Source organism: Acinetobacter sp. SWBY1 (assembly GCF_002946595.1).
GTDB classification, from domain to species: Bacteria; Pseudomonadota; Gammaproteobacteria; order Pseudomonadales; family Moraxellaceae; genus Acinetobacter; species Acinetobacter towneri.
The window spans coordinates 2166219-2190944 of sequence record NZ_CP026616.1 but is presented as its reverse complement, the minus strand read 5'-3'; the positions used below and the strand labels follow the sequence as shown (position 1 = coordinate 2190944).

Genomic DNA, 24726 nt, shown 5'->3' with positions numbered 1-24726 from the left:
AACAAACGAACATCGCGTGCTGCTTGATATCTCGCCTATTCCTGAAAAACTTTTCAATTTTTGCTGCGTTTAGACTCGTTTTTGTAATCGTGACACCCAAAATGGCGCAACCCACGACATGCTTTGAACGAGCATAAAACCACAAAACAATGCCACCGGGGATAACGGCTGTACATTGCTTAAAATTAAAATGAATCCTACGATCACGATTGCAAACTTACCGAGCATTCCTCTATACATGTTCGAAAGAACCTGTCTGGACGCTCGTGCACCTGCTGCTCGAAACGACTGCCATGAAAAATAACAACTTGCCAACCAACAAACACTAGCACCAAGTGCAGCGCTTAAGGCAGCCGTTGAGTCTTTCAAGACCCACGCTATCAGGGCTGAAACTGGAATCATGAATGCTTGTAAGAAGACCAAAGCTTTAGCTAATCGTCGGTCAATCAAGCGACTAGTTCGGCTCATTTTTTTATCCACTCACAGCATTAATGCTTGACAAGTTCAACTGATGATCGTTTTTTATCGCAGGCATTATAGAGTTAGCCCCCTGAACATGCAATCGTTTCCCGACCTTAGTCGTGTTTTTTTGCATGTTTGTCTCGGAATTGTCATATTTCAATTTTGCTTAAAAAACGCATCATTTTCGTGCATTTAATACACAAGCCTTGGTTTGCTTGGCTAATTGCTGCCACGCTTGCACAAAATCATCTGCACCGCGCATGCTTTCATCGACCTTTTGAAACACAATTGGATTCAATTTCATATACTGATTTTTACTGGCATGTCCTTCTGCAAGTAGGCACATTTTTGGATTTGGTCGGTGATCGTTCAAATATTTAATTTGTGCGACTGTTGGCGCAATATGCGGATCATTGGTCATCGACCCAGAAAATTCTAAATTTAAGGCACGTTCTAAATATTGATAGGCATCGTGATAAGCCCAATATGGCTGTACTGCAGTTTGAGTCTGAAACTGACTTGCACTTTTGAATAAACTCTGTGCGAAGGCACGTGCGTTGTTCCAATAAGCATCGCGATGTTCAGGCATTTGCTGAGAACGTAACGCGGCAATAAAGAAGCCGATACGCACCGCATTGTTTGGGTCTAGCCAGACATGGCTGTCTACTGTATTTTTTAATGCTGCACCACGTTCTGAACGCTGCGGCAAAGTTTTCATAATGCCCGTATCTAATAAAGCAATCGCTTTAGGATTTTGATGTAATACACGTTCTAGCGGTGCTTCATGCGCCTTACCTAGCCAAATAATTAAATCCGCATCTTGGATGATTTTTCGATGTGCAGGCGTGAGCGATACATCATGCCCTGTTTGATCTGCCAGTAATAACGTGGGTGTTTCGATATTTTGCGTGACTTTTTGGGCAATCAAATAGATAGGATGGGTAGACACCACCAAAGCCTGCGCCATGCTGACAGTACTGCATAACGCTAAAAGACAGAAACTAAATAAACGAAACATTGCGGCATATCACGAAAAATCGACAAATGTTATAATATAACAAATTTATAAAAATACCTACGTATAATCGAAACTAATAACGCTTCATGCTAAGATTTACTGTCGTTTTTCTTTTAAAGTTCAACTGGGGTGGCTATGAGCTTATGTTCGCACGAGCATCACAATGCATTACATGGCGTTCACGACCATCACAATGTCGATCAACGTCTTGCCGAAGCTGAAAGTTTATGTGCGGCAACAGGTGCTCGTTTAACACCGCTACGTAAAGAAGTGTTGGAACTCATTCTCAAGGCATCTGCACCAATGGGTGCTTATGATTTATTGGCGAAAATTAAAAGTGAGTCTGATCGTCCTGCAGCACCGCCAACGGTGTACCGTACTTTGGATTTTTTACTGGAAAAAGGACTAATTCACCGTTTGACTTCAATCAATGCCTATATTCCTTGCTGTCATCCACGTGAAGGACACCAAGCGGCTTTTTTGATCTGTACTGAATGTAAAGTCGTTAAAGAAGCTTCAGCGCAAGGTTTATTAGAGCAATTAGATCAGTTGGCAGCCTCTGACCGCTTTAGCCCGCATCACAGCATTATTGAGATTTCTGGAAAATGTCAGCAGTGCAACAGCAAATAACCACTGCACCGCTCATCGCCTTGCACAATATTCAGGTGCGAATAGATGAGCGCGATATTTTAAAAAATGTCGATTTTGAATTACATGCACGTGAAATTGTCACGCTAATTGGCCCCAATGGCGCAGGAAAGTCGACTCTAATTAAAGTCTTGCTTGGCATTGTCAAACCAAATGCAGGCAAGCTCGTAAATGCTCGCAAGCTGACCTTTTCTTATGTACCGCAAAAGTTTAATCCTTCTCACAGCTTGCCTTTAAGAGTGAAAGATTTACTGGCTTTAGAAAAATGCCCAGACGCAATTAAAGCAGAAATTATCCGCGATACTGGGATTGCCAAACTGCAAGATTCGAAAGTACAACAACTGTCTGGTGGTGAGCGACAGCGGGTTTTACTGGCACGTGCTTTATTGCGTCAACCCGATGTTTTGGTACTGGATGAGCCGATGCAAGGACTGGATATTCAGTCCGAAGCTGAACTGTATGACTATGTGCGCAACTTACCGCACAAATATGGCTGTGCGGTGTTGATGGTGTCGCATGATTTGCAATGGGTCATGCAAGGTACGCACCGTGTGGTCTGTTTAAACAAACATATTTGCTGCAGCGGTTTGCCCGAGAATGTACAACAACATCCTGAATATCAAGCTATTTTTGGAACCAATCGGGTGTTTTATCAACATCACCATGAACACTGTGCACATGGAGATCATGCCGAGCCTTGTCAGCATGATTCACGTCCTCATATTCACCCTGAACCGGAAGCTTAACCCATGATGGATTGGCTACAATTGCTGTTACCTGCATGGATCATGGGCAGTTTGTTGGTATTTTTGACAGCCCCACTGGGCTGTTTAATGCTGTGGCGACGCATGTCCTTTTTTGCCGATACGATGGCACATGGTACGTTATTGGGTGTGGCGATTGCAGGGGCGTTGAGTTTGCCTCTGTGGATGGGCGTGACATTCTTGGCATTATTATTGGTGGGTGTTTTGTGGATTTTACATGATCCACGGTTGCCAAGTGATGCATTATTGGCGCTCTGCTCTGCAACCTTGCTCTGTTCAGGGTTGCTCTTTATTCAGCATATTCCAAGTTTGCGTCCTGAATTGCTGAGCTATTTATTTGGCGATTTACTCACCATTTCATGGGCAGATTTACCTGTATTTGCCCTAGTGATTATTGTTGCTTTAGCGGTGCTGTATAAATTTTGGCAGGCACAAATTCAAATTGCAATTGACCCTGATATTGCGGTCAGTGAAGGCGTGAATGCCCAATGGCAACGCCTGATTTTTATGTTGTTGTTGGCATTATTTACCGTATTGGCTTTACGTGCAGTCGGATCTTTATTGATGGGCGCATTGTTGGTGATTCCTGCTTTAACCGCACGTTTATTGGCTCACTCGCCTAAACAAATGGTGATTTGGGCATTTATTGTAGCGCAAATTGCAGTCAGCGTAGGTTTATGGTCAAGTGCGGGCTTAAATATTTCGACAGGTTTAAGTATTGTGATGACTATGGCGATCATTTTTGCGGTAATTTTTAGCGTTCAAAAAGTGAGAACGATGGCTTAGTTTTTTGTTCATGAGTATCTATATTTTTTTATTGCAGCAATGAGCATTACGACCAAAAGTGGCAGCATATACACTATCCACAGTGCCATATCACTGTGAATCACTTGCTGTAAAAGACTCAATTGCTGCTGACCTTCTGATACAGCATTCCAATCTATTGTTTGTAGATAAAACATTGCATGAATGGCAATCAACAACACAGCTGTGATATTAATCAATACCACACTTTGCCACACCGAATGTTTAAAATAAGTTTGAAAAGCGGCAAATACAAAAGAAAAAATTAAATTGATACTCAAGTGTGCCATCAAAGCAATTGGCCAAAACACGCGATCTACTGAAAAGTGAATCGCTAATCCAATTGCAATTAAAGTTGAAAAACTCAAAAGCAACATGCTAATCCACCAATGTTGCCAATAACGTGCTCGCGGAATACCTTTCATTTTCAACGTATATCTCAATCTATTTTTTTTATAATTACAGCATACACTTTTGTGTAATTGAGGCCATTACTGATGCACCAAACTCAACAAAAAAGCAGCGCCTGCAAACAATGCAGCAAAAGTACGATTCATGACTTTTTGCTGCTTCGATGATCTTAACAAACGTAAAACTTTAGCGGCCAAGCCCGTATAGCCCGCCATCACAATCAAATCAATACTAATCATGGTCAACGCCATAATTGCATATTGCGTCCATTGTGGTTTAGATAAATCTAAAAATTGCGGTAAAACTGCCAATAAAAACACAATTGCTTTGGGATTGCTCATATTGACTAGAAAGCCGTACATCACTAATTTTCCAGCAGATTTTCGCGTCAGCTCATGCTGAATTTCAATCGACTGTGCAGGCGCTGCCCATTGCAAATACGCCAAATATAACAAATATGCCACACCAAACCATTTCACAATTAGAAATGCCCAAGGCGTTGTCGCAAATAATACCCCTGCCCCTGCGGCTACAATCGCAATTTGCAATAATAAAGCCAGTTGTAGACCAATCGCATTCCAATAACCATGTCGAAAACCATAATTCAAACCACTCGACATAGATGCTATTGCACCCGCGCCAGGTGAAACACTAATCACCCAACAGGCCAACATAAACGCAATCCAAACTTGATAAGACATATATCGCCGCTTTTCACAAGACAGTGCATTATATGATATTTCACTTAATCTCATGACTAAAAACGTGGAATAAAAATCGGGTTGAGGCTATTAAGCCTACATACAATCAGGCACAATAAAGTCAACTTTATAGAAAACAACAAATTTTCAGGAGCTATACATGACTGCCCAATCTGTAATTTTGCCACTACCTTCAGATCATGCTCGCTTTCTTGTACTTCGTTTAAAAGACTTAAGCATTACTGAGTTAAAAGAAAAATTGGCTGACTTGTTTAGCACACGGGATCGTTTGATTACCCAACATCCACATGCCCAAATTAAAACTGGCGTTGCTTTTGGTCCTGAACTTTGGGCACAACTCTATGAGCAATCTCCAGATGGTTTTAAACAATTACAACCGATTCAAGGGGCGTACCCAATGCCTGTCGTGCCTGCCGATGTGATTATTCATCTCGCGAGTGCCCGTTCAGATATTTGCTTTGCGCTCAGTCAGGCCTTTTTTGAGGGGATCCAAGACAAAATTGAAGTGTTGGATGAACGGGTCTGTTTCCGTTATTTTGATGGACGCGACATGACGGGATTTATTGATGGTACCGAAAACCCACAATTTCCAGATGATCGTGCCGAAGTTGCACTTTTAGGGGAAGATGCAGGCGTGTTTGCCGATGGTTCTTTTATTTTTGCACAGCGCTATTGTCACGATTTAGAAAAATGGAAAAAGCTCAAAGTCGATGCCCAAGAACACGTGATTGGACGCACCAAACTTGAATCGATTGAATTAGACGAAGATGTACAACCTGAAAATTCGCACGTTTCACGTACAGTCGTTGAAGATGATGCAGGCGATGAAATGGAAATTTTGCGCCACTCTTTACCTTATGGTGATGGCAAGGGCGATCAGGGTTTATTCTTTATTGCTTATACCAAAGATTTGAGCATTATTGATGCCATGTTAGAACGTATGTTTGGTACTTCAGGTGATGGCATCCATGACCGTTTATTGCACTTTGTGACTGCTCTAGACGGTGCATATTACTTTGCCCCAAGTGAAGAGTTATTAGAAGAAGTGATGGAAGGTTGATCAAAGCTATCATGAAGTTGCTACAAAGCGACTTCATGAGGATTATCCTATACATCAAATAACATCGGACAGCATAATATATGCCTTTACCACTCCATTTTTTTTACTAATATAATCAATACTTAGGAAAAAATTATCTTTGTTTTTTGCAATATGGTTTATTTTGACTCGATCCCCTTGGATGAGATAAGACTTTTTCCGAATAAAATAACGATCAAACAAGAATGCTTTAGGAGAAGTTATCATCAGATTTTGAATCTCTCTTCCTAAGTCATCTTTAAGCACATAAACTTTATAACCATTTAAAAAATAAGTACTTATATTTATGTTTGGAGCCAAAGATTTCCATTCCTCTTGTCTTGAATAGCTTCCAGACTTTAATGTATAGATTCTTTTGTAGCTGATTGCTCCATCTTTGAACCTTTCAATAATCTGATTATTTATAAATTCAGGATCATACAAAGGACTTAAATAAAATTCTTTTGCCTTCAGGGAAGAAATTTCAAATATTCGATACTGCCCACTTGGATTACAGTCTTCAGTATAATTGACCACTACATATTTTTTTAAAGGAATACCAAAATACTCTACTGAAAAAGCATCTTTATCAAAACAATAGTCTTTTTTATTAAATAATAAGAAATTTTCTCCGTTTTCATTATAATAAATACTATTTTTTTCTTTAATCAATATTTCTTCTGCCGATACATAACAAGTAAAAAGCAATAAAAAAAATAGATAAAATTTATTTAAACCCATCTCTTTTCTCAACCTCTTTTAATATTTTTATAAATAATTTTTTTCTTTCAGCCATACCATTATTTCCACCGTTTATTCTCCTACTAACAGATTCAACAACTTTTAAATGATAGTTATCACTATAAGTGCCATTTAAATCTTTATATCCTTTGTGAATTAAACTATCAGCATTTTTAAATACATTAAAAGCCCAGACTGAGCTATCTACAGCATGAAATAAATCATCACAGAGTAATTCCGGATTATTAACCACGTCAATTCCAGAATAGCTTTTATATTTTTTATACGCACTTTTCCAAGTTAGCTGAATTAAGCCTCGCCCTTTGTATTTAGGGCCATCTCCTAAAGATGAGTTTCCTTCAGCCAAAATTTGTTTTCTTCTTCTACATGCTCGGCTTTTTTTTATATCACAAACAGATGGTGGAAAATTTGAAATATCATAATCCTTACCGCTCGCATACTCAATCAATGTATTAAAATGATCACACTCATGATAAATTTGTGCTAAAAAATGACATAACATTAATTTGTCTTTAAGATTATGCTTAATTAGGCTTTTGTTTAACTCTATAACAAATTTTTCAGGTGGAGTATTATGTGTCGATCGCCCTTTCATTACACGATGAGAAAATAGTTTATTAGAGCCATAAACAGCTTTAAAAAAACTTAATGAAACTATCTCCTCTAAATTATACTTGATACTTTTCTCAATACTCGGCCTACCCTCTGCCGTGATACCTTTAACAACCTCCACATCCAAACGCAATTCAACCGCATCTGCACGCATTCTTTTTGCACTATAAGTCACAGGGCTTAAAGCATCCCCATTCGGCTTTAATACTCTAAATTGCAAACGCTGCCCCACCATACTGAACAATGGAGTACTGCCATTTAAAATGGTAATTATCTGTTTTTTACCCGTATCCAACATCAACATTTCAATATCAGTTGGAGTTTCAATTAACTGCTCACCTGTTCTATCTTTTAGTTTTAATTCAGATCGGCTTTTGAAATTACTATATGGTTCATCGAGTTGTATTAAAATCGGCTGCTGTGAGCCATTTTTAGAATTTACCTCACATTTCACGACAAATTGATCATTTGAAGTTAACACCAAAATTTCAATATCACGCTGTGGTGATGACAATACCTCCACGATCCCATTTTCATTGGTATATCGTTCATAAGCATTTTTCCGCCCTCTAGGTCTTGATTGAATAGGAAAATTTGAAACCACTTTCCCAGCACAATCTACCACTTTAAAAGTAGTTGTAACAATTCTAGCTTTGGTTTCACCTAATTCTTTTTGTTTATATTCTTCAATTGTTTTAGGTAACTGAATTTTTATTGGATCTTGTGATGATGAACCAATAGATGTATGAATGACCTTAAAAACAGTAAAATCTTTTTGATTGGGTGGTTTTGCCAGTATTTCTACTGTTCTTTGTGGAGATGCCTGAAATACAAACTGCCCATGAAGATCAGTTTTCTGAAGATTTTCACGTTTTGAACCTTGGTATCTAGACATAACATTTAAGTTGATCACCCGACGCCCTGAACGATCATAAAATTTTGATGTAATTGTGACTAAATTACTCATTAGCCTAAATCCTCTTCTGCATAAACTTCATCTTCTTCTAATTCTGTTTCTTCTTCTATTTCAACCCATAATTCATCAATATTATTATCTTGTACAGCCGACTGAGTTAAATAGACATAGGATGAATTAAACCCTAACGCAACGAATTCAGTTTTTTCTGACGTATAAAATCTTAATGAACTGACACTCTGATTTGCATCTTGTATATTTTTATTCGTGTTAATGAGCCTTCCATCTTGCTTTCCGACAACAAAAATCTCTTTCTCATCTTCAGTTGCAACATCCCACTGATAATCAATTTGATGACTATATTCAGTCTCAGCTTGAGGCAAACTGTATTGGACGCTTGCCACCCGTTCCCCACCCTCAAAACAATGCTGCCCCGCCTTACATTCAAATTTCCCACCTGTTGTATTCAACACACCTTTTGAATTTATTTTGATTTGTGAACCGCCTGCCGTTAGCACAATTTCTTTCGGACTGCTGATTTCAATGCGCCCCTCAGTTGAAATAATTTGAATCCCTTCCCGTGCAAAAAAATCTACACCATCATCTTGTGCCTGAATTTCGACTTTTCCCTTGGCTGCAAAAGCACTTATACCTTGCTCTGCAGCAAATAAACTGACTTTGTCACGTGCATGTGTAATCACAGATTTCTGGGTTGAAAAATTGATACCGCCTGCAGCACTTTGATAAATCTGTTGATCTGCCGAAAGATGGATATCCTGATGCGTTGACAAGGCAATTGAATGCGGTGCGCATAGCAGCATCAACGCCTGTTTAAACGTAGCAGCTTTACTCTGATCTTCTTGTTCTATCTGATTTATAAATGCCTTGAGATGATCCAGTGTTTGTAACGGATCAGCTCGCTGCTTTTGTGCCAACTCACTTAATTTCTGACTTGCAGCAAAACTATTATCTAATTGTGTTTTTGCAGCACTAACATCCAAATGATGAGCCTGTGCCTGTTCTTGTGAATGCGTTGAAAGCAGTAAGCCCTGACCTGCTCTAACTGCACCAAAAGCATCTGTGCGCAACTCAAAGCCTTCTCCTCGATCGGTCAACTGTTCATGCTGCTGCGGATGGGTTAATGCCCCCAAATTGAGCTGGCTCACCGCATGACTGCTTTGTAATTGAGCACTCAGCTGTCCTGTGCTGTCATTAAAACGGAGCTGATTAAAGCCTGTGCCCTGCATTTCCTGTGAACGAATACCACTCAAACTTTTGCTATCGGGCAAGCTGCCCAACATATCAAACTGGGTCGGTATTCGTTCTGCCTCATGTAAACGTCCAACCACAAACGGACGGTCAATATCACCTTCAAAAAAATCCACCACCACAATTTCACCAATACGTGGATGAAATCTGGCACCATAACCCTCACCCGCCCAAGGCGTGAGTACATCTACCCAAGCAGAATCGCTCTCATTGTCATTGGCACCCGCACCGCCATCATGTTGATGATCATCATTACGAGTAAACAAAAATCGTACTTTAATGCGTCCCCATGCATCTACATGTACCTCTTCATGCGCTGGTCCAACCACTCGTGCACGCTGTGGATAGGCAACAGGGCGATGCTGCAAAGGATTAAATTCAGGCACCACTGCAATATGCCTGCGTATCAGAGTCAAATCACAAAATTGTTTAGGCTGATTTGCAACAGGCAATTCAAAAGACCACTGGCTTTGTTGCAGTAGACCTGCCAACTGTACGTGCACATCCTGCGCCAAGTTGTTTTGGTTATAAAACCGTTTCGATAAAATTAAAAACTCACGCTCTGTTTGTTGATGCGTGTCTATTTCGGCATGCCCCTGTAATTCAAACCAATATCCGACCTGAGCATCTCTTAAATTACTTTGAGCAGAAAAATATTTCGACTGTAAGGTATGGTATTGGGTTTGCTGTTGTCCCCATTGATTGAGCTGCGCTGTACCAGTAACAGCAGCCTGATCTTGGTCAGTTGTATCCTGCATATAGGATGAACTTAAATTCCATACCTGCTCCAAACTTAAATCTGCTTGGCTTTGCGTTGCACTTTGAACATTTGATGAAAACACGACTGAGTGCTGATCTTGCGCTAAAAGATCAGGCTGCCAACGTTGTAACTGTACTTCGCTCGGTTGCAAGCTACGCTGTGCCATCCAAGCGTAAATACTATCCCTGCGCTCAACCCCACTAGAACGCTGAAAGGCAATCTGTCGACGTTTTAAAGACTGAAAATGACTATTTTGTTCAATCAGTCTTAATTTTTGTGGGACGATTGGACTGAGATAATCTGCAACCCTCGGCTGACTTTCATCAATTAACCAGTTGATTCCTTCACTCCGCCACAAGCGGGTTAAAAAATCATAATCAGTTTCGTTAGATTGAATGATCAGTGGCCGCGTTATATAACGATCACTGACACCACTTAAATCTAGACTCAAACTCGCAGCAAATAAATGGCTACGGCTTTGCCATTCTTTAAAAAAAATTTCACTGACTTCCAGCACCGTTTTATTCATAAATACCCGACTATTGCGACGTTTATGCCAAAGTGCGGTTGCATCCTGAATCTGTAATTTATATAAGCTCAACGCACCCTCACTATGGCCTTGTGCTGCAGCAGTAATGATGCCGCTGTGCCGAAAAATCTCGCCTTGGTCAGTCCGTTGATCCACTGCCACGGCACAACCTATAAATTGCTTTAAGGGTACATGTGCATGAGATGCAAGACACAAGGCTTCAATCTGTAAGCCTTGATTAATGGCATGCTGGCCATTTAAGCATTGTAAAAAAACCTGATGATTTAAGGCTGAATTAGAAAACTGGATATGAATGGTGCGGTGTTGAGGGCTTAAGCCAAATTTTTCTAATACAGCAAAGAGTGAACTTTGCATTGTTATTATCGTTGCTATTTTTATAGTGGCGCTATTCTAATCAGCAACTTGGCAATTATCTAGAGCGTAAAATGGATAAAGCGATAAACGGAATTTGCAGTTAAGACCATCTCCATCGCCAATTTTGATAATCCTCAATCCCTCTATTGATGAAAAATCAACAAACATGACACATTGCGTTACTCTGCAGTCAAGACAATCTTCAATCGCTATGCTACAACTGAGTTATGCCGTCAAAAAAGGAGAGGTGAAGAAATTTATTGTTTTTTATCAAAACCTTTTTTTATTTTTATTTCGTCATCTCAGCTTTCTACATAAAAGGGTCATCATTAAGCTTTAGCATAATAAAAGCATGCAAATGCCTTACATATATAACTGCTATTCGGGAGCGAACATGAATAACAGCCAAAATTATGTCAAACAAATTAAAAATGCTAAACGTGGAGGATATACGCCTACCATCGCCAAAGACATCAACAAACATAAGATTCAAAAAGCCATTCGCCTAATTGAACAATGGAGAACGCTCGCAAATGAACTCAAACCACAAATGCAACTTGATATGGCCTTTACCTTAGAAGAATGTGCACAGGATTTAGATCGCATCTTAAGAAATAAATAATCGCTTTTCACACTTCATTTCAAGTTATTTTCTTCAATGAGCCCACCCGCTGGGCTCATTTCATACAAAACCTTCTATGTGATTTCCTCGTTTGTAACGCGCCAAAATACTGTGTACAAAATCTTCAAAAACTCTATGCCCTGCATTAAACGGTTACTTTTTGGCTTGCGCACACGTAAAAATTCTGTAAAATTCTCTACACAACGCCGGCATAGCTCAGTTGGTAGAGCAACTGACTTGTAATCAGTAGGTCCACAGTTCGAATCCGTGTGCCGGCACCATATTAAACCTCATAAGTTTTTAATTTATGAGGTTTTTTGTTTCTATAAACGTATATTTTTATCTTCCTCATGCTGCTCGAATCTCCAATTTATTTAGGGCTTCGATGTATCTGCAAAACTTCAATTGCAATACAAGATTGTGACTTTTCACTTGTTAAATGTATTTTATGATTTAGAATGCTGTACACATATTTCAGATCGTATTTTTATATTGATGGTCTATTTTGTTGATGTTTCATCCATATAAACTGACATTTAAAAATATTTTTGTGAATTAAAATAAAAATTTAAAATTATAAGTCTTAGAAAATTGAGTATAAAAAACAATGCTTCTCTAAAGTTTTCTAGTTTAAGGAATACCTCATGGCTCAAAGCTTTGCAACGCATCATTCCATGACCAATCATGGTGGAATCATCCTTGCCAACCAAATGCGTGTTTCTCAAATGGGAAATTTATTTTTAGTGGCGGGTGATGGACATTTCTGCCCTCAGTGCCAACGTTGGTCCACGATTATAAAAAGTCACGATCATATTCTTTTTGATGATAAAGCCGTGGCTTATGTCGGAGATCAATTGACGTGTGGCGCAAAAATTTTACCGAAGCAGTTTCATGTGGTGGGTAGGATTTAAAGCTAAGCATGGACAACTAAACACCGAAAAATCCCATCATCTAACAGCTCATTACAATAGATTAAGCTTTTTCCGCACTCACCTGCACATATTTAATCCAGCCATCTGCATAGAGCTTGGCACATAAACGTGCGGTCATGGCAATTTTAAACCAGTCTGCATCTCGCGTTTGAATTTGATGCTTGAGATGCTGATGCACATAATCAGCAAAACCCGCCAAAACCTGTGCCGACAAATCTTCCACCTGAATCTGTTTAAATTCAAACTGTGCCAAGACCGCTCGAAGCTGACTTTCGGACATTAGATCTTTAAAATTGACATCGGCAGATTTTAATAAGGCACGATATTGCAGCTGTTTGAATGCATGTGGTGGCGCTTGTTCTGCCCAAATTAAATAATGAAAGCCCAAACGTCCGTTTGAATTCAAAACTGCATTGACCTGACTTAAAAATGAATTCAAATGACTGTGATATGCCGCATCAATACAGAACACCACATCAAAACGTGGTTGTGGAAAAAGTGCTTTTAAATTTAAAAATGAAGCAGCGTGAATTTTAATATTTGAATTTAAATGTTGTCGAATCGACTGCACATGATGATCTTGTAGCTCAACAGCTTCAAGTCGTTGTATTTGATAGTGTTCCAACCAATATTTAAGACTGGCACCTTGCCCACAGCCTAAATCCAGTACAACATCTTTTGAATTTAAATGCACTGCTGCGGCCAAATGCGCTGCTAAATTTTGACATGCAGCGGGATAATCAGATCCCACTGCATCTGACCAATAACCTAAATTGCTCCACGGCAGTGCGGAAGTATCTCCCAAATATGCCGCTTGAATGGCATATTTATGTTTTGGAAAATGCTGTCGTATCGCCTGTTGCCATTTCATACTGACTCAGTCTAATTCAAAAAAGAGGGGCTGTTGATAATTCATCTATGTTTGCGACAACGCATATTTTTTAGCTGATATAAGGCATGAGGCAGGAAATTTAGTCATTCTAAATGACTGACTCATAACGCAATAGCAGCAAAAAATATGCTTGTCCTGAAAGGCTGTGGCTAAAACTTTCTCAGATTGCGTTATGAAACTTGGCAATAGTCTCGCTATTCCCTGCGTTTCATGCCTGATCTGCTCAGTTTTAGCCTACAGCACAAACCATTTATGAAATATCAACAGACCCTAAACTTAATAACCTAATTGCGGCGCAACCTCAACTTGTGGTTTTAAATCAATAAACGGTAATGGTGCACCAAAAATTTCTGCAATATGCATAGCGGAAGTCACTGCAGATTCTAAAATTGGTAAACCATCGCACGACCATGAACCGCAGAAGAACACTTTACGATTGTCTTGGTGATGGCGCTGCTGCAACTCTTTGTTTAATGCCACTGTCTTTGAATCCACCACAGCGCGGGTTAAAGTTACCGTTGAAATGATCTTTTTCGGATCAATTGGTGTAACTGGACGCCATGTTTGGAACACTGGCGATTTACCGACCAAAGTTGGTTCGATCGAGTTAAGCCATACCGTAAATTGCTGACGAGTAAATTTACGATCCATCATATAACTTAAAACAGACCAATCTTTACGTTTTGGCGGCATCACCGTTTGATCAGTGTGAATCACCAAATCACCCTGCTCGAATTTGAACTGTTTAAGCAATTCAATATCTTCTGCAAATTGTTGATTGTCCAAGAAGTCTTGGACTTTAGTGGTTGGCGTTGCAATCACCACACGGTCAAATGTTTGCGACTGACCCTCAGAATTTTCAACAATTACACCATCTTCTTGTTGATGAACACGAGTAATCGCTGCACCACTTTGAATATTAATACCTTCAATCAACTTATCAACCAATGCAGGCGTGCCACCTTGTAAACGCAATAATGCATCACCATCAGTCAATTGGCGTAAAAATACCAACAATGGTTTTGCTGGCCATTCACCAATGGTTTTAGGGTCACAAGTACAAATGGTGTAAAGCACTGGCATCACTGCACCATGCCAAAACACTTCTTCAATTTCGTTACGGTTGATAAATTCCGCAAGGGTAATGTCTTGGTTTTTAGATTTGAAAAATTTAGCGATGGCTGTTTTTAACTGCAACATGCCTTTTACCAAACGCCAGCCGTATTGTTGTATGCCTTTACGGTTGTTAATGATTGGGAAATTACCAATACGGGTACGGCTTGTGGTCAGCCAAGTTTCGGTACGATCTTCAAATAACCAACTGCACGCCATATAAGTACGCACAGGATAAGTTTTAATGCCTAAATGTGTGGCCAAGCTGAGGGTGTTTTTCCACAAATGTGGGTTCATGACCCGTAACGGCGCATCAATTAAACCATCCTCAAATTCGATGCTATGACTGTCCATTCCACGACCAGGCAGCGCCTCAAAAATTGTAATGTTATGCCCTGCATCTTTAAGAATTCTTGCGGTAGCCAGTCCAGCCATACCACTACCGATCACTGCGATATCCAAACCGATCATCCATCTTTTTACATACTTTATGAAATTATGAACCATGCCTAAGGAAAATGAGCTATTAAAAACTACCAGATTGTGTACTTTTCACAGAGAAACAACACAAAGTACATTGGCAATATGATTACATTTTTTAACAATCAGAAAGTGCTTAAATAAGCCTTAGAATTTATTCATATTATTTCTTTAATACTATAAATAGTGTTCTAAACCATGTAGATAAATTCACCAATTTTATAATTTTCGTTTTACAAATAAATCTCTAAACGCTATGATACCAAGCACAAAAATGATAACTACATCACATATAATTATCATAAGGAATATGATCAATCCGCTAAAACTAGAAATTTGACAGCGCCAGAACAACAAAAGCCTCGGTCGGGACATCGACATGAGGCTTTTTTCTTGGCTAAGATTTTTTAAAGCTTAACCCGCTTGATGTTGAATCGGAATTTCACCAAACTTGCCTTGATTAAAATCTTCAAAAGCTTGAATGATTTCCTGCTTGGTATTCATGACAAATGGACCATAGCCTTGAATAGGTTCATTTAATGGCTTGCCTGTCAGCACTAAAAATTGCGTATCTTGCAGTGTTTCAAGCTGAATTAACGCTTCGCCATCTTGAGCAAATAACACCACTGAGTGATCTTGCACAAGTTGACTGCCATTGACCCGCACTTCACCTGCCAACACCACCAATAAAGTATTGTGATCTACTGGCACATGCAGCGCTTGGGTCTGTGCAGCTTTCAATTGTCCATCCCAAACATTGACAGGGCTAAAGGTGCTGGCAGGCCCAGATTGCTCTGCATATTGACCTGCGATAATACGTAAATGCCCCGCCTGATTTTCAAACTCAATTGTCGGAATATGTTGAGATTCAATGGCTTGATAACGTGGTGTCGTCATTTTGTCTGCAGCAGGCAAATTGACCCAAAGCTGTACCATTTCAAACAACCCGCCTTGTGCTGCATAGTCTTTGGAGTGAAATTCCTCATGCACCACACCCGCACCTGCTGTCATCCACTGCACATCGCCTGTTTTGATGGTGCCACCACCACCTGCCGAATCTTTATGCGTCACTTCGCCCCGATAGGCAAGCGTCACCGTTTCAAAACCGCGATGTGGATGCGAACCAACACCATGTTGTGCGGTAGTCGCATCAAAATGATACGGCGCTGCATAATCCAAGAGTAAAAATGGACTGATCGCCTACCCTAAACGGTCATAAGAAAATAGATTTTTGACTGGAAAACCATCGCCCACCCAATGCATGTTTTGGTTGCGATATAAACCGATTATTTTTTTCATGTGTTACACCTATTGCTAGGAGAATAGATGTTTTGATCTTAATCGCTCATCGCACCACAACCTAGTGCAAATTTGGCATACAGCATTGCAAGAATGGAATAATCTTGCTGAAACTTATACATGGTTAAACAAATCATGAGCATAAAAAATCCAGAAGCGAGGTTCTGGATTTTTAAAATTGAGTGCGATGATTCGATTAGATTTTACCCACCAAATCAATAGATGGTGCTAGGGTTGCATCGCCTTCTTTCCACTTGGCAGGGCAAACTTCGCTAGGGTGTGCATGCACATATTGCGCTGCTTTTACTTTACGCAACAACTCTTGCGCGTCACGACCAATACCGCCTGCATTGATTTCTACAATTTGGATTTTACCTTCAGGGTCAATCACGAAAGTACCACGATCTGCCAAACCTTCTGCTTCAATCAGCACCTCAAAGTTTTTAGACAATGTCCAAGTTGGGTCGCCAATCATTGGATATTGAATCTTTTTAATTTCTTCTGAGGTGTCGTGCCATGCTTTATGGGTAAAGTGTGTGTCTGTAGATACTGAGTAAATTTCCACACCCATTTTTTGGAATTCAGCATATTGATCGGCTAAATCGGCAAGTTCAGTTGGGCAAACAAAGGTGAAATCTGCAGGGTAGAAAAACACCACTGACCATTTACCAATAAAGTCTTGCTCAGATACGTCAATAAATTGACCATTGTGGTAAGCGGTTGCGTTAAATGCTTTGACTTGGGTATTGATTAAACTCATGGATAATTCCTCATTTCATTTCAGGGATTGCTTATCTTGTTTAGCTAGAATACGAAAAACCAAGTAATCGGTAAAACAGTACTTTTTTATAAAAATAATCGGATTTACAAATTAACAATCCTATCATAGTTTGAAATTTAATCGAGAAAATAGATATTTGCTGAATATCTGCATAAAAAAACCCTTTGTCGAAACAAAGGGTTTGGATGATAATTTCCATTTTAATCAAATGGTTAGTCTAAAATGGCAAGTCATCATCTAAATCTGCTGGTGCAGTTGCAGGCGCAGCTTGTGGCTTCGGTGCAAAACCACTCGGGTTATTGTTGGCATAGCCGCCACCCTGATTTTGGTTAAAACCGCCTTGATTTTGATTCGCATAACCTGTGGCTGGAGCTTGGTTATTGTTAAAACGTGGTTGTGCAAACCCACCATCTTGCTGGTCAGATTGTCCACGGTTCGAAGAATCGAGCATTTGCATTTGATCACCACGAATTTCAGTGGTGTAACGCTCTTGACCATTTTGATCGGTCCACTGACGCGTACGCAATGAACCTTCAATATATACTTTAGAACCTTTGCGTAAATATTGCTGTGCAATCTCGCCTAAACGGTTATGTAAAACAATGCGATGCCACTCTGTTTGCTCTTTACGCTCACCTGTGTTTTTGTCTGTCCAGACATCACTGGTTGCGATAGAAAATTGAGTGAGAGAACCACCATTTGGGAAAGTTTTTGTTTCAGGATCACGACCTAAAGTACCCACTAAAATGACTTTATTTACACCACGCATTAGACGTTTTCTTCCTATTTGTTTCTATTATTTACTTTATAAGAGTTATGCTTAAATGGCTACCTCTTTCCCAAACAAGTGCGTTAATTGTTGTCGCGCAGCATCATCAATTTGCTGTTTATCCACTTTCACATAAGCCACTTGCTGGTCAGACATCACCACGACCTCTTCAATACCACGAATTGCCAAAAGTTGAGAAGTCCATTCATCTGTTTCTCGGTTCTCAGGCAAACGCAACACCAAAGACGAAAGATAGCGCGGCTGCGCCAATCCAAAACTAACGAATAGCCAAATTATAGCAATCGCGGTCAAAATACTCCAACCCATTGCGGTGTGGTTGAGCATCAACAACTGCCCACCAATCATCCCACCAAAGAATGCACCCAAAAACTGACTGCTGGCATTTACACCCATCGCGGTGGCTTTAGATTGAATTGGTGCAGCCTTTGACAACCACGAAGGTAATAAGGCTTCCATAACGTTAAAGGCAATAAAGAATAAACCCAAACCCAATAAAAGGATGTATTTCGATTCAAACCCGAAAATCAGCACCAACAGCCCTAAAATAATACCTGCAATCGCGGTCAGGAAAATGCCACGCATTTTGCGATATTTTTCTGCCAAAACAATGCTTGGAAATGCCACGAACAGACTGACCAACAACAATGGCAAATACACCCAACCATGATGCTGCAAAGGAATATCGGCAAATTGGATTAATTGCGAAGGCACATAAATAAACATGGCAGTCAGCAATAAATGTAGGGTAAATACCGATACATGCAGACGGTTTAAATCGCCCATTTTCAGGACTTGCTTTAACTGAGTGATATAGCCTTGCTGAAAATTACGATGATGACGCGTGACTTTAGGCACCAATAACAACATGAGAATCGCTGCTAGTCCCATCACTGTGGTGACCCAAAATAACCCTGAAATACCAACCCAGCCCGTAAGCCATGGCCCTAAACTAAAGGCCACCACAAAGGACATACCGATACTCATCCCCATCACCGCCATGGCTTTCATGCGGTTTTCTTCGCGGGTCACATCGGCCAGTAATGCCATCACCACGGCAGATACTGCGCCACCACCTGCAATGGCACGACCAATAATCACGCCATAAATGGTGTCAGACATGGCTGCAATTGCACCACCCAAAGCAAACAGTAATAAGCCAAAAACCACCAATGGCTTACGGCTATAACGGTCTGCAATTAAGCTAAACGGAATTTGTAAAATGGCTTGGGTGAGTCCATAAACACCAACGGCAAGACCAATCAGTGCAGGAGTTGAGTATTGATATGACTGCCCTGCTACTGAAAATACAGGAATAATCATGAACAGACCCAACATGCGCAATGCAAAAATACTGCTTAAAGCAAAGGTCGAGCGGCGTTCTAAGGCATTCATCATATCAATCGACTAAAACTAAATAATTTTGAATTTGCAGATATCCTACAACATTCAGCTTAAGGATGCTGATTTTTCCCGATGTTTATTCAACAGACCCTACTTTTTCAATAAAAAAGGGCGCAACGTTGTGCACCCAAATTTATATTTTATACAGTCTTCATCACCGTATTGCTCTGTAATTTCGCGGCAATACAGCAACGGGCATCACCATAGCATTAACCCGCTTTTGCCTGACGTTTTTTAAATTGAATAGATGCAATCACCGCCCAAACAATAAAGGCAACACCAATTAAACCTGTCACCACTTCTGGCACATGCAAGCCTGTACCGCTGGCAATCATAATAAAGGCCAACGCACCAATCGCATAGTGCGCACCGTGTTCAAGGTAAATATAGGCATCCAACGTGCCTTTTTCGACTAAATAAATCGTCATCGAACGCACGAAAATTGCACCAATCGCCAAGCCTAACATGATGATCACCACATCAGAGGTGATTGCAAATGCACCAATGACACCATCAAAACTGAACGAGGCATCTAGCACTTCCAGATATAAAAAGCCCCCAATACCCGCTTTCACCACGCCTGTCGGTACGCCATTTTCGTCATGACGCACAGCATTGCCCTGTTCATCGACCTCTGGTTCACCGCCCAACATGTGACTCAGCACTTGTACGCCAATATAAATCACGATGCCCCAAATACCCGCCATCGTCACCACAAGGCGCTTATCTTCCACCACATTGGCCGCCATGATTAACAAAGTCACTAAGGCCAAAAATACCGACATGGCAGGCACGCTTGCCAGATTGCTCAAACGACGCTCAAACCATCTAAACCAGTGCGTGTCTTTTTCATCATCCAAGAAAAAGTTTAGGAAAACCATCAACAAGAATGCGCCACCAAAAGCAGCAATTTCAGGGTGATGTGCCATCAGTTTAGCCGAATATTGCTTCGGATCATTCAATGCCAGTTGCACCACTTCCATCATGCCCATATCGGCAGTGACCGCCACAATGACCACAGGGAAAATTAAACGCATACCAAAAACTGCAATGATAATCCCCACGGTTAAAAACAGCATTTTCCAGAAATGATCCCAACCGCGCAGCACTGACGCATTCACCACCGCGTTATCAAACGACAACGACACTTCCATAATCGCCAAAATTGCGGTAATGGTTAGTGCGGTAAGCATGGTTTGCACACCTGCTTCTGGGCCATGGGTATAGCCCCAGTATGCAGATAGCGCAAGACACACAATCGAAAATACGATTGAGAAACCAAAATGTTTCATCATGAGAAACGACCTATCACTATATTTTGATCTGAACTTTTCATCTGCCGAATCTGTACCATCAACGCAAAGTACAGTTTTGATTAAGCTTTAACAGATACAAAAATTCTGAAAATTGAATTGCCCGAATTTTAAATCGGACAAAAACTGAGAATGTAAAATTTTATGCTGCAATTATGACGCTTTTTCCTCAACTTCGGCAAAATTCTTCGTATGATTTTTGGTTTCCCGATCAGATACCGTGAAAACCGTGTTTTTCATTCCCAAACTGCTATAGTGAAATGCAACGACATATTAGGAATTTAGGATGCGCTTTTCTCAAGACGCTTGGCAACGTAACCTTGCCCTTTATCACAAGACGCTCGCTTTACCATTTAATCAGGAGTTGGCACAAGGCACCTTAAGTAAAGCTGCTTTTGCACATTATGTGATTCAAGATTCACATTACTTAATTGCCTACGGGCGTGCACTGGCAGTCTGTGCGGCTAAAGCTTTTGATGCAGATGATATTATTCAGTTCGCAGATGCCGCCAAAATCGCAATTGTGGTGGAACGTACCTTACATGACAGCTTTATGCAGGAGTTTGATATTTCCAAACAGGAATTTGGAAGTACTCCGCTGACCCTTGCCTGTCATCACTACACTTCTTATTTAGTCGCAACCGCATGGTCAGAAAGCTATCCTGTGGTATTGGCATCACTACTGCCATGTTTCTGGATTTATGCCGAAGTTGGTAAAGATATCGTCAATAATTCTGCACCGAATAATCCGTATCAGGCATGGGTCGATACCTATTCGGGCGAGGAATTCCACACCGCAGTCAATAATGTGATTCAAACCATAGACCGTGTTGCTGCGCGCTGTGATGCCGATACCCTTGAAAAAATGCACCACGCCTACACCAAAGCTGCAGAACTGGAATGGTTATTCTGGGATAGCGCCTATCATCAACGTCAGTGGCCGGGTTTAGATCAAGCTTAACGGCCGCCCTCACGCACCGTATGGGGATCACTCCATACAGTGCGACAAGCCATGACCGATAAAGCATGAAAAATAACACTTGAACAATTTTCATGCGCTATCATATATAGGTTTTTCATTTGCAAAATATCGAGAAGTTTTTATGAGCCAAAGTCATATCCGTATTCGAGGTGCACGTACCCATAACCTAAAAAACGTGAACCTTGATATTCCACGCGATAAATTTGTGGTAATTACGGGTTTATCTGGTTCAGGAAAATCTTCACTGGCGTTTGATACCCTTTATGCCGAAGGACAGCGTCGTTATGTCGAATCGCTTTCTGCATACGCACGCCAGTTTTTATCGCAAATGGAAAAACCTGAAGTCGACTCGATTGAAGGTCTAAGTCCCGCAATTGCCATTGAACAGAAATCGACCAGCCATAACCCGCGTTCAACCGTGGGTACCATTACCGAAATTTACGACTATTTGCGTTTACTGTATGCACGTGTCGGCACACCTTACTGTCCTGAACATGATTTACCAATGGTGGCGCAAACTGTTTCAGAAATGGTCGATGCTGTAAAAGCACTGGAAGAAGGCACTGCCTTAATGCTACTCGCGCCTGTGATTCGTGAGCGTAAAGGCGAATATGTGCATCTGTTTGAACAGCTACAAAGTCAGGGTTTTGTACGCGCCCGAGTTGATGGCGAAGTCATGGACATTGACCCACCACCAGAACTCGATAAAAAGAAAAAACATACCATTGAAGTGGTGGTAGACCGTTTTAAAGTCCGAGATGATTTGGGCAACCGTATTGCCGAAAGCTTTGAAACTGCACTGCGTTTAGGTGGCGATTTAGCCATTTTATCGTGGATGAATGCGGAACAACCTGATCGTATTTTTTCGGCCAAGCACTCTTGCCCGCAATGTGACCGTGCCGTGGCAGAACTTGAACCGCGCCTGTTCTCATTTAACAACCCTTTTGGCGCTTGTCCAACTTGTGATGGTTTGGGGACACGTAGCCATTTCAGTGCGGAAAAATTGATTCCAAACCCTGAACTGTCGATTAGTCAGGGCGCAATTCGCGGCTGGGACAGACAGCGTCCGTATTATTACAGCATGCTGGAAAAAGTCGCGGCACATTATGAACTCTCACTCGATACGGCATGGAATCAGCTGGACAGCGTGACACAAAAGAAATTCCTGTATGGCACAGGTAAAGATAAAATTGACCTGAGCTATACTGATGAACGTGGACGCCACCATAAACGTGTGATTGCGTTTGAAGGCGTGTTACCGCATTTAGAACGTCGTTACCGTGAAACCGAAAGTAATTATGTACGTGATGATTTGGCGCAGTATTTATCTAATGCTGCCTGTGATGCCTGCGGTGGTTCACGTTTAAATGAAATCTCTCGTAATGTCCGCGTGAAAGACAAAACCATTGCTCAAATTACCCAAATGTCGATTGGCGATGCCGAAGACTACTATCAAGGCTTAAATCTTGAAGGGGCCAAAGGTGAAGTCGCAGATAAAATCTTTAAAGAAATTCGTGAACGTCTGCACTTTTTAGTGTCGGTGGGTTTGAATTATTTAAGTCTGTCACGCTCCGCCGAAACTCTTTCAGGCGGTGAAGCACAACGTATCCGCTTGGCATCTCAAATTGGTGCGGGGCTTATGGGCGTGATGTATGTGCTAGATGAACCTTCAATTGGCTTGCACCAGCGTGACAATGATCGCCTGTTGGAAACCCTGATTCGTTTACGTGACTTGGGTAACACGGTGTTGGTGGTAGAACACGATGAAGATGCGATTCGCGCTGCCGACCATATTATTGATATTGGCCCAGGTGCAGGTGTGCATGGTGGACATATTATTGCCGAAGGCACCTATGCAGAACTGGCCGAACATGCAGACTCCCTAACAGGGCAGTATTTATCGGGCAAATTAAAAATTGAAGTGCCGAAAACGCGCACCCAACCGCCACATCCCGAACAACAAATTAAGCTAATGGGCGCAGCAGGACATAACCTGAAAAAAGTGGATCTCACTTTGCCTTTAGGGGTAATGACTTGTATCACAGGCGTGTCGGGTTCAGGAAAATCCACCCTAATTAACCGTACTTTGTTGCCTTTGGCTGCAACACAATTAAATGGCGCAACTACATTAACCGCAGAAAAATTCGACTCGATTGATGGTTTGCAATATTTAGATAAAGTGGTGGATATTGACCAAAGCCCGATTGGGCGAACGCCACGCTCGAACCCCGCGACCTATACAGGCTTGTTCACTCCAATTCGTGAGCTGTTTGCGCAAACCCCTGAAGCTAAAGCACGTGGCTATGCAGCAGGACGCTTCTCCTTTAACGTTAAAGGTGGACGCTGCGAAGCTTGTGAGGGTGATGGCATGATTAAAGTTGCCATGCACTTCTTGCCAGATATGTACGTGCCTTGCGATGCCTGTCATGGTAAGCGCTATAACCGCGAAACATTGGAAGTCAGTTATAAAGGCCGTAATATTTCTGATGTTTTGGAAATGACTGTTGAAGATGCCATGCATTTCTTTGATGCGATTCCTGTGATTCATCGTCGTTTGGAAACGTTAAATCAGGTGGGCTTGGGTTATATTCGCCTTGGACAATCAGCTACCACTTTGTCAGGCGGTGAAGCACAGCGCGTAAAACTGGCGCGTGAACTGGCCAAACGAGATACAGGAAAAACCTTGTATGTACTGGATGAACCGACCACTGGTTTGCATTTCCATGACATTGCCAAATTGCTCGACATCCTGCATGAGCTACGCAATAAGGGTAATACCATTGTGGTGATTGAACATAACTTGGATGTGATTAAAACTGCAGACTGGATTGTCGATTTAGGGCCTGAAGGTGGCGCAGGTGGTGGACAAATTATTGCCAAAGGCACCCCTGAAGATGTAGCGAAATCAAAAGTTTCACACACTGCTAAGTTCTTAAAACCAATGTTAAAAGCTTAGACGCGTAAATAAGTGAAATCATTTTAACCTGAACC

At 41.1% G+C, this 24726-nt stretch carries 21 protein-coding genes, 1 tRNA gene and 1 pseudogene; 9 read left to right on the top strand and 14 right to left on the bottom strand.

The features are described 5' to 3' along the window. Window positions 1-69: 69 nt before the first annotated feature. Together C3Y93_RS10555 and C3Y93_RS10550 are read right to left on the bottom strand one after the other, a co-directional pair. Window positions 70-468, bottom strand: coding sequence for an ATP synthase subunit I (locus C3Y93_RS10555; protein WP_004970147.1), 399 nt, complete (start codon window positions 466-468; stop codon window positions 70-72). A gap of 172 nt (window positions 469-640) precedes the next feature. Continuing rightward, window positions 641-1480, bottom strand: coding sequence for a metal ABC transporter solute-binding protein, Zn/Mn family (locus C3Y93_RS10550; RefSeq protein ID WP_104852883.1), 840 nt, complete (start codon window positions 1478-1480; stop codon window positions 641-643). A gap of 135 nt (window positions 1481-1615) precedes the next feature. On the opposite strand from C3Y93_RS10550, the gene C3Y93_RS10545 reads away from it, so the two are divergent. Genes C3Y93_RS10545 through znuB form a run of 3 tightly spaced genes read left to right on the top strand, consistent with a single transcriptional unit; the run spans window position 1616 to window position 3678 of the window. Next, a complete protein-coding gene (locus C3Y93_RS10545) occupies window positions 1616-2110 on the top strand; it encodes a transcriptional repressor (RefSeq protein WP_004970151.1) in 495 nt (164 codons plus the stop codon). Further along, window positions 2086-2874 carry a zinc ABC transporter ATP-binding protein ZnuC gene (gene znuC, locus C3Y93_RS10540; RefSeq protein WP_104852882.1) on the top strand — a complete coding sequence of 263 codons (789 nt, stop codon included), beginning with the start codon at window positions 2086-2088 and terminating at the stop codon, window positions 2872-2874. Before C3Y93_RS10545 ends, znuC begins: the two co-directional genes overlap by 25 nt. Window positions 2875-2877: 3 nt before the next feature. Beyond that, window positions 2878-3678 carry a zinc ABC transporter permease subunit ZnuB gene (znuB, locus tag C3Y93_RS10535; protein ID WP_104852881.1) on the top strand — a complete coding sequence of 267 codons (801 nt, stop codon included), beginning with the start codon at window positions 2878-2880 and terminating at the stop codon, window positions 3676-3678. A gap of 8 nt (window positions 3679-3686) precedes the next feature. Here the strand turns inward: znuB and C3Y93_RS10530 are convergent, their stop codons facing one another. Next, window positions 3687-4073 (bottom strand): hypothetical protein, encoded by a 387-nt coding sequence (locus C3Y93_RS10530; RefSeq protein WP_158660400.1) that lies wholly within the window; start codon window positions 4071-4073, stop codon window positions 3687-3689. A 114-nt stretch (window positions 4074-4187) separates the two neighbouring features. Next, window positions 4188-4808 carry a LysE family transporter gene (locus C3Y93_RS10525; RefSeq protein ID WP_104852879.1) on the bottom strand — a complete coding sequence of 207 codons (621 nt, stop codon included), beginning with the start codon at window positions 4806-4808 and terminating at the stop codon, window positions 4188-4190. Window positions 4809-4968: 160 nt separating this feature from the next. Here C3Y93_RS10525 and C3Y93_RS10520 point away from each other — a divergent pair, with 160 nt between their 5' ends. Further along, complete coding sequence (locus C3Y93_RS10520) at window positions 4969-5889, top strand: Dyp-type peroxidase (RefSeq protein WP_104852878.1); 921 nt, start codon at window positions 4969-4971, stop codon at window positions 5887-5889. A gap of 54 nt (window positions 5890-5943) precedes the next feature. On the opposite strand, the gene C3Y93_RS10515 is transcribed toward C3Y93_RS10520, so the two are convergent. Genes C3Y93_RS10515 through C3Y93_RS10505 form a run of 3 tightly spaced genes read right to left on the bottom strand, consistent with a single transcriptional unit; the run spans window position 5944 to window position 11130 of the window. Then, entirely contained in the window at window positions 5944-6648 is a 705-nt protein-coding gene (locus C3Y93_RS10515; protein ID WP_004970164.1) for a hypothetical protein, read from the bottom strand. Continuing rightward, window positions 6635-8248, bottom strand: a complete 1614-nt coding sequence (locus C3Y93_RS10510; protein WP_104852877.1) for a glycoside hydrolase family 19 protein — start codon at window positions 8246-8248, stop codon at window positions 6635-6637. Before C3Y93_RS10510 ends, C3Y93_RS10515 begins: the two co-directional genes overlap by 14 nt. Continuing rightward, a complete protein-coding gene (locus C3Y93_RS10505; RefSeq protein WP_104852876.1) occupies window positions 8248-11130 on the bottom strand; it encodes a type VI secretion system Vgr family protein in 2883 nt (960 codons plus the stop codon). The genes C3Y93_RS10510 and C3Y93_RS10505 overlap by 1 nt, the downstream gene beginning before the upstream one ends. A gap of 394 nt (window positions 11131-11524) precedes the next feature. Here C3Y93_RS10505 and C3Y93_RS10500 point away from each other — a divergent pair, with 394 nt between their 5' ends. The 3 genes and pseudogenes from C3Y93_RS10500 to C3Y93_RS10490 all read left to right on the top strand — a co-directional run. Then, window positions 11525-11752, top strand: a complete 228-nt coding sequence (locus C3Y93_RS10500; protein ID WP_004970172.1) for a hypothetical protein — start codon at window positions 11525-11527, stop codon at window positions 11750-11752. A gap of 205 nt (window positions 11753-11957) precedes the next feature. After that, window positions 11958-12033 (top strand) — tRNA-Thr (locus C3Y93_RS10495). A gap of 363 nt (window positions 12034-12396) precedes the next feature. After that, window positions 12397-12654, top strand: a pseudogene (locus C3Y93_RS10490) (PAAR domain-containing protein); the annotation flags it as partial. Window positions 12655-12724: 70 nt separating this feature from the next. Here C3Y93_RS10490 and C3Y93_RS10485 read toward each other — a convergent pair. The 7 genes from C3Y93_RS10485 to C3Y93_RS10455 form a co-directional block, all read right to left on the bottom strand. Further along, complete coding sequence (locus C3Y93_RS10485; RefSeq protein WP_104852875.1) at window positions 12725-13555, bottom strand: SAM-dependent methyltransferase; 831 nt, start codon at window positions 13553-13555, stop codon at window positions 12725-12727. Between the two features lie 297 nt (window positions 13556-13852). Next, window positions 13853-15160: an FAD-dependent oxidoreductase gene (locus tag C3Y93_RS10480; RefSeq protein ID WP_004970183.1), complete on the bottom strand. Its 1308-nt coding sequence runs from the start codon at window positions 15158-15160 to the stop codon at window positions 13853-13855. Window positions 15161-15583: 423 nt separating this feature from the next. Then, window positions 15584-16348: a pirin family protein gene (locus C3Y93_RS10475; protein ID WP_416224605.1), complete on the bottom strand. Its 765-nt coding sequence runs from the start codon at window positions 16346-16348 to the stop codon at window positions 15584-15586. 316 nt (window positions 16349-16664) lie between these two features. Further along, window positions 16665-17228, bottom strand: a complete 564-nt coding sequence (ahpC, locus tag C3Y93_RS10470; RefSeq protein WP_004970191.1) for an alkyl hydroperoxide reductase subunit C — start codon at window positions 17226-17228, stop codon at window positions 16665-16667. A gap of 238 nt (window positions 17229-17466) precedes the next feature. Further along, a complete protein-coding gene (gene ssb, locus C3Y93_RS10465; protein ID WP_004970192.1) occupies window positions 17467-18018 on the bottom strand; it encodes a single-stranded DNA-binding protein in 552 nt (183 codons plus the stop codon). A 51-nt stretch (window positions 18019-18069) separates the two neighbouring features. Beyond that, complete coding sequence (locus C3Y93_RS10460; RefSeq protein WP_104852874.1) at window positions 18070-19434, bottom strand: MFS transporter; 1365 nt, start codon at window positions 19432-19434, stop codon at window positions 18070-18072. Window positions 19435-19649: 215 nt separating this feature from the next. Beyond that, window positions 19650-20735 carry a DUF475 domain-containing protein gene (locus tag C3Y93_RS10455; protein WP_004970195.1) on the bottom strand — a complete coding sequence of 362 codons (1086 nt, stop codon included), beginning with the start codon at window positions 20733-20735 and terminating at the stop codon, window positions 19650-19652. A 304-nt stretch (window positions 20736-21039) separates the two neighbouring features. On the opposite strand from C3Y93_RS10455, the gene tenA reads away from it, so the two are divergent. Both tenA and uvrA read left to right on the top strand, forming a co-directional pair. Then, window positions 21040-21714, top strand: coding sequence for a thiaminase II (gene tenA / locus C3Y93_RS10450; RefSeq protein WP_104852873.1), 675 nt, complete (start codon window positions 21040-21042; stop codon window positions 21712-21714). Window positions 21715-21856: 142 nt separating this feature from the next. Further along, complete coding sequence (gene uvrA / locus C3Y93_RS10445) at window positions 21857-24691, top strand: excinuclease ABC subunit UvrA (RefSeq protein ID WP_104852872.1); 2835 nt, start codon at window positions 21857-21859, stop codon at window positions 24689-24691. Window positions 24692-24726 lie beyond the last annotated feature (35 nt).

Excerpts from the sequence above, each read along its gene's own strand:
- C3Y93_RS10545 (WP_004970151.1), top strand. The coding sequence starts at position 1,616 with ATGAGCTTATGTTCGCACGAGCATCACAATGCATTACATGGCGTTCAC.
- tenA (WP_104852873.1), top strand. The coding sequence starts at position 21,040 with ATGCGCTTTTCTCAAGACGCTTGGCAACGTAACCTTGCCCTTTATCAC.
- C3Y93_RS10500 (WP_004970172.1), top strand. The coding sequence starts at position 11,525 with ATGAATAACAGCCAAAATTATGTCAAACAAATTAAAAATGCTAAACGT.
- C3Y93_RS10555 (WP_004970147.1), bottom strand. The coding sequence starts at position 468 with ATGAGCCGAACTAGTCGCTTGATTGACCGACGATTAGCTAAAGCTTTG.
- uvrA (WP_104852872.1), top strand. The coding sequence starts at position 21,857 with ATGAGCCAAAGTCATATCCGTATTCGAGGTGCACGTACCCATAACCTA.
- C3Y93_RS10460 (WP_104852874.1), bottom strand. The coding sequence starts at position 19,434 with ATGATGAATGCCTTAGAACGCCGCTCGACCTTTGCTTTAAGCAGTATT.
- C3Y93_RS10455 (WP_004970195.1), bottom strand. The coding sequence starts at position 20,735 with ATGATGAAACATTTTGGTTTCTCAATCGTATTTTCGATTGTGTGTCTT.
- ahpC (WP_004970191.1), bottom strand. The coding sequence starts at position 17,228 with ATGAGTTTAATCAATACCCAAGTCAAAGCATTTAACGCAACCGCTTAC.
- C3Y93_RS10485 (WP_104852875.1), bottom strand. The coding sequence starts at position 13,555 with ATGAAATGGCAACAGGCGATACGACAGCATTTTCCAAAACATAAATAT.
- C3Y93_RS10510 (WP_104852877.1), bottom strand. The coding sequence starts at position 8,248 with ATGAGTAATTTAGTCACAATTACATCAAAATTTTATGATCGTTCAGGG.
- ssb (WP_004970192.1), bottom strand. The coding sequence starts at position 18,018 with ATGCGTGGTGTAAATAAAGTCATTTTAGTGGGTACTTTAGGTCGTGAT.
- C3Y93_RS10550 (WP_104852883.1), bottom strand. The coding sequence starts at position 1,480 with ATGTTTCGTTTATTTAGTTTCTGTCTTTTAGCGTTATGCAGTACTGTC.
- C3Y93_RS10515 (WP_004970164.1), bottom strand. The coding sequence starts at position 6,648 with ATGGGTTTAAATAAATTTTATCTATTTTTTTTATTGCTTTTTACTTGT.
- C3Y93_RS10525 (WP_104852879.1), bottom strand. The coding sequence starts at position 4,808 with ATGTCTTATCAAGTTTGGATTGCGTTTATGTTGGCCTGTTGGGTGATT.
- C3Y93_RS10480 (WP_004970183.1), bottom strand. The coding sequence starts at position 15,160 with ATGATCGGTTTGGATATCGCAGTGATCGGTAGTGGTATGGCTGGACTG.
- C3Y93_RS10530 (WP_158660400.1), bottom strand. The coding sequence starts at position 4,073 with ATGTTGCTTTTGAGTTTTTCAACTTTAATTGCAATTGGATTAGCGATT.
- znuB (WP_104852881.1), top strand. The coding sequence starts at position 2,878 with ATGATGGATTGGCTACAATTGCTGTTACCTGCATGGATCATGGGCAGT.
- C3Y93_RS10505 (WP_104852876.1), bottom strand. The coding sequence starts at position 11,130 with ATGCAAAGTTCACTCTTTGCTGTATTAGAAAAATTTGGCTTAAGCCCT.
- znuC (WP_104852882.1), top strand. The coding sequence starts at position 2,086 with ATGTCAGCAGTGCAACAGCAAATAACCACTGCACCGCTCATCGCCTTG.
- C3Y93_RS10520 (WP_104852878.1), top strand. The coding sequence starts at position 4,969 with ATGACTGCCCAATCTGTAATTTTGCCACTACCTTCAGATCATGCTCGC.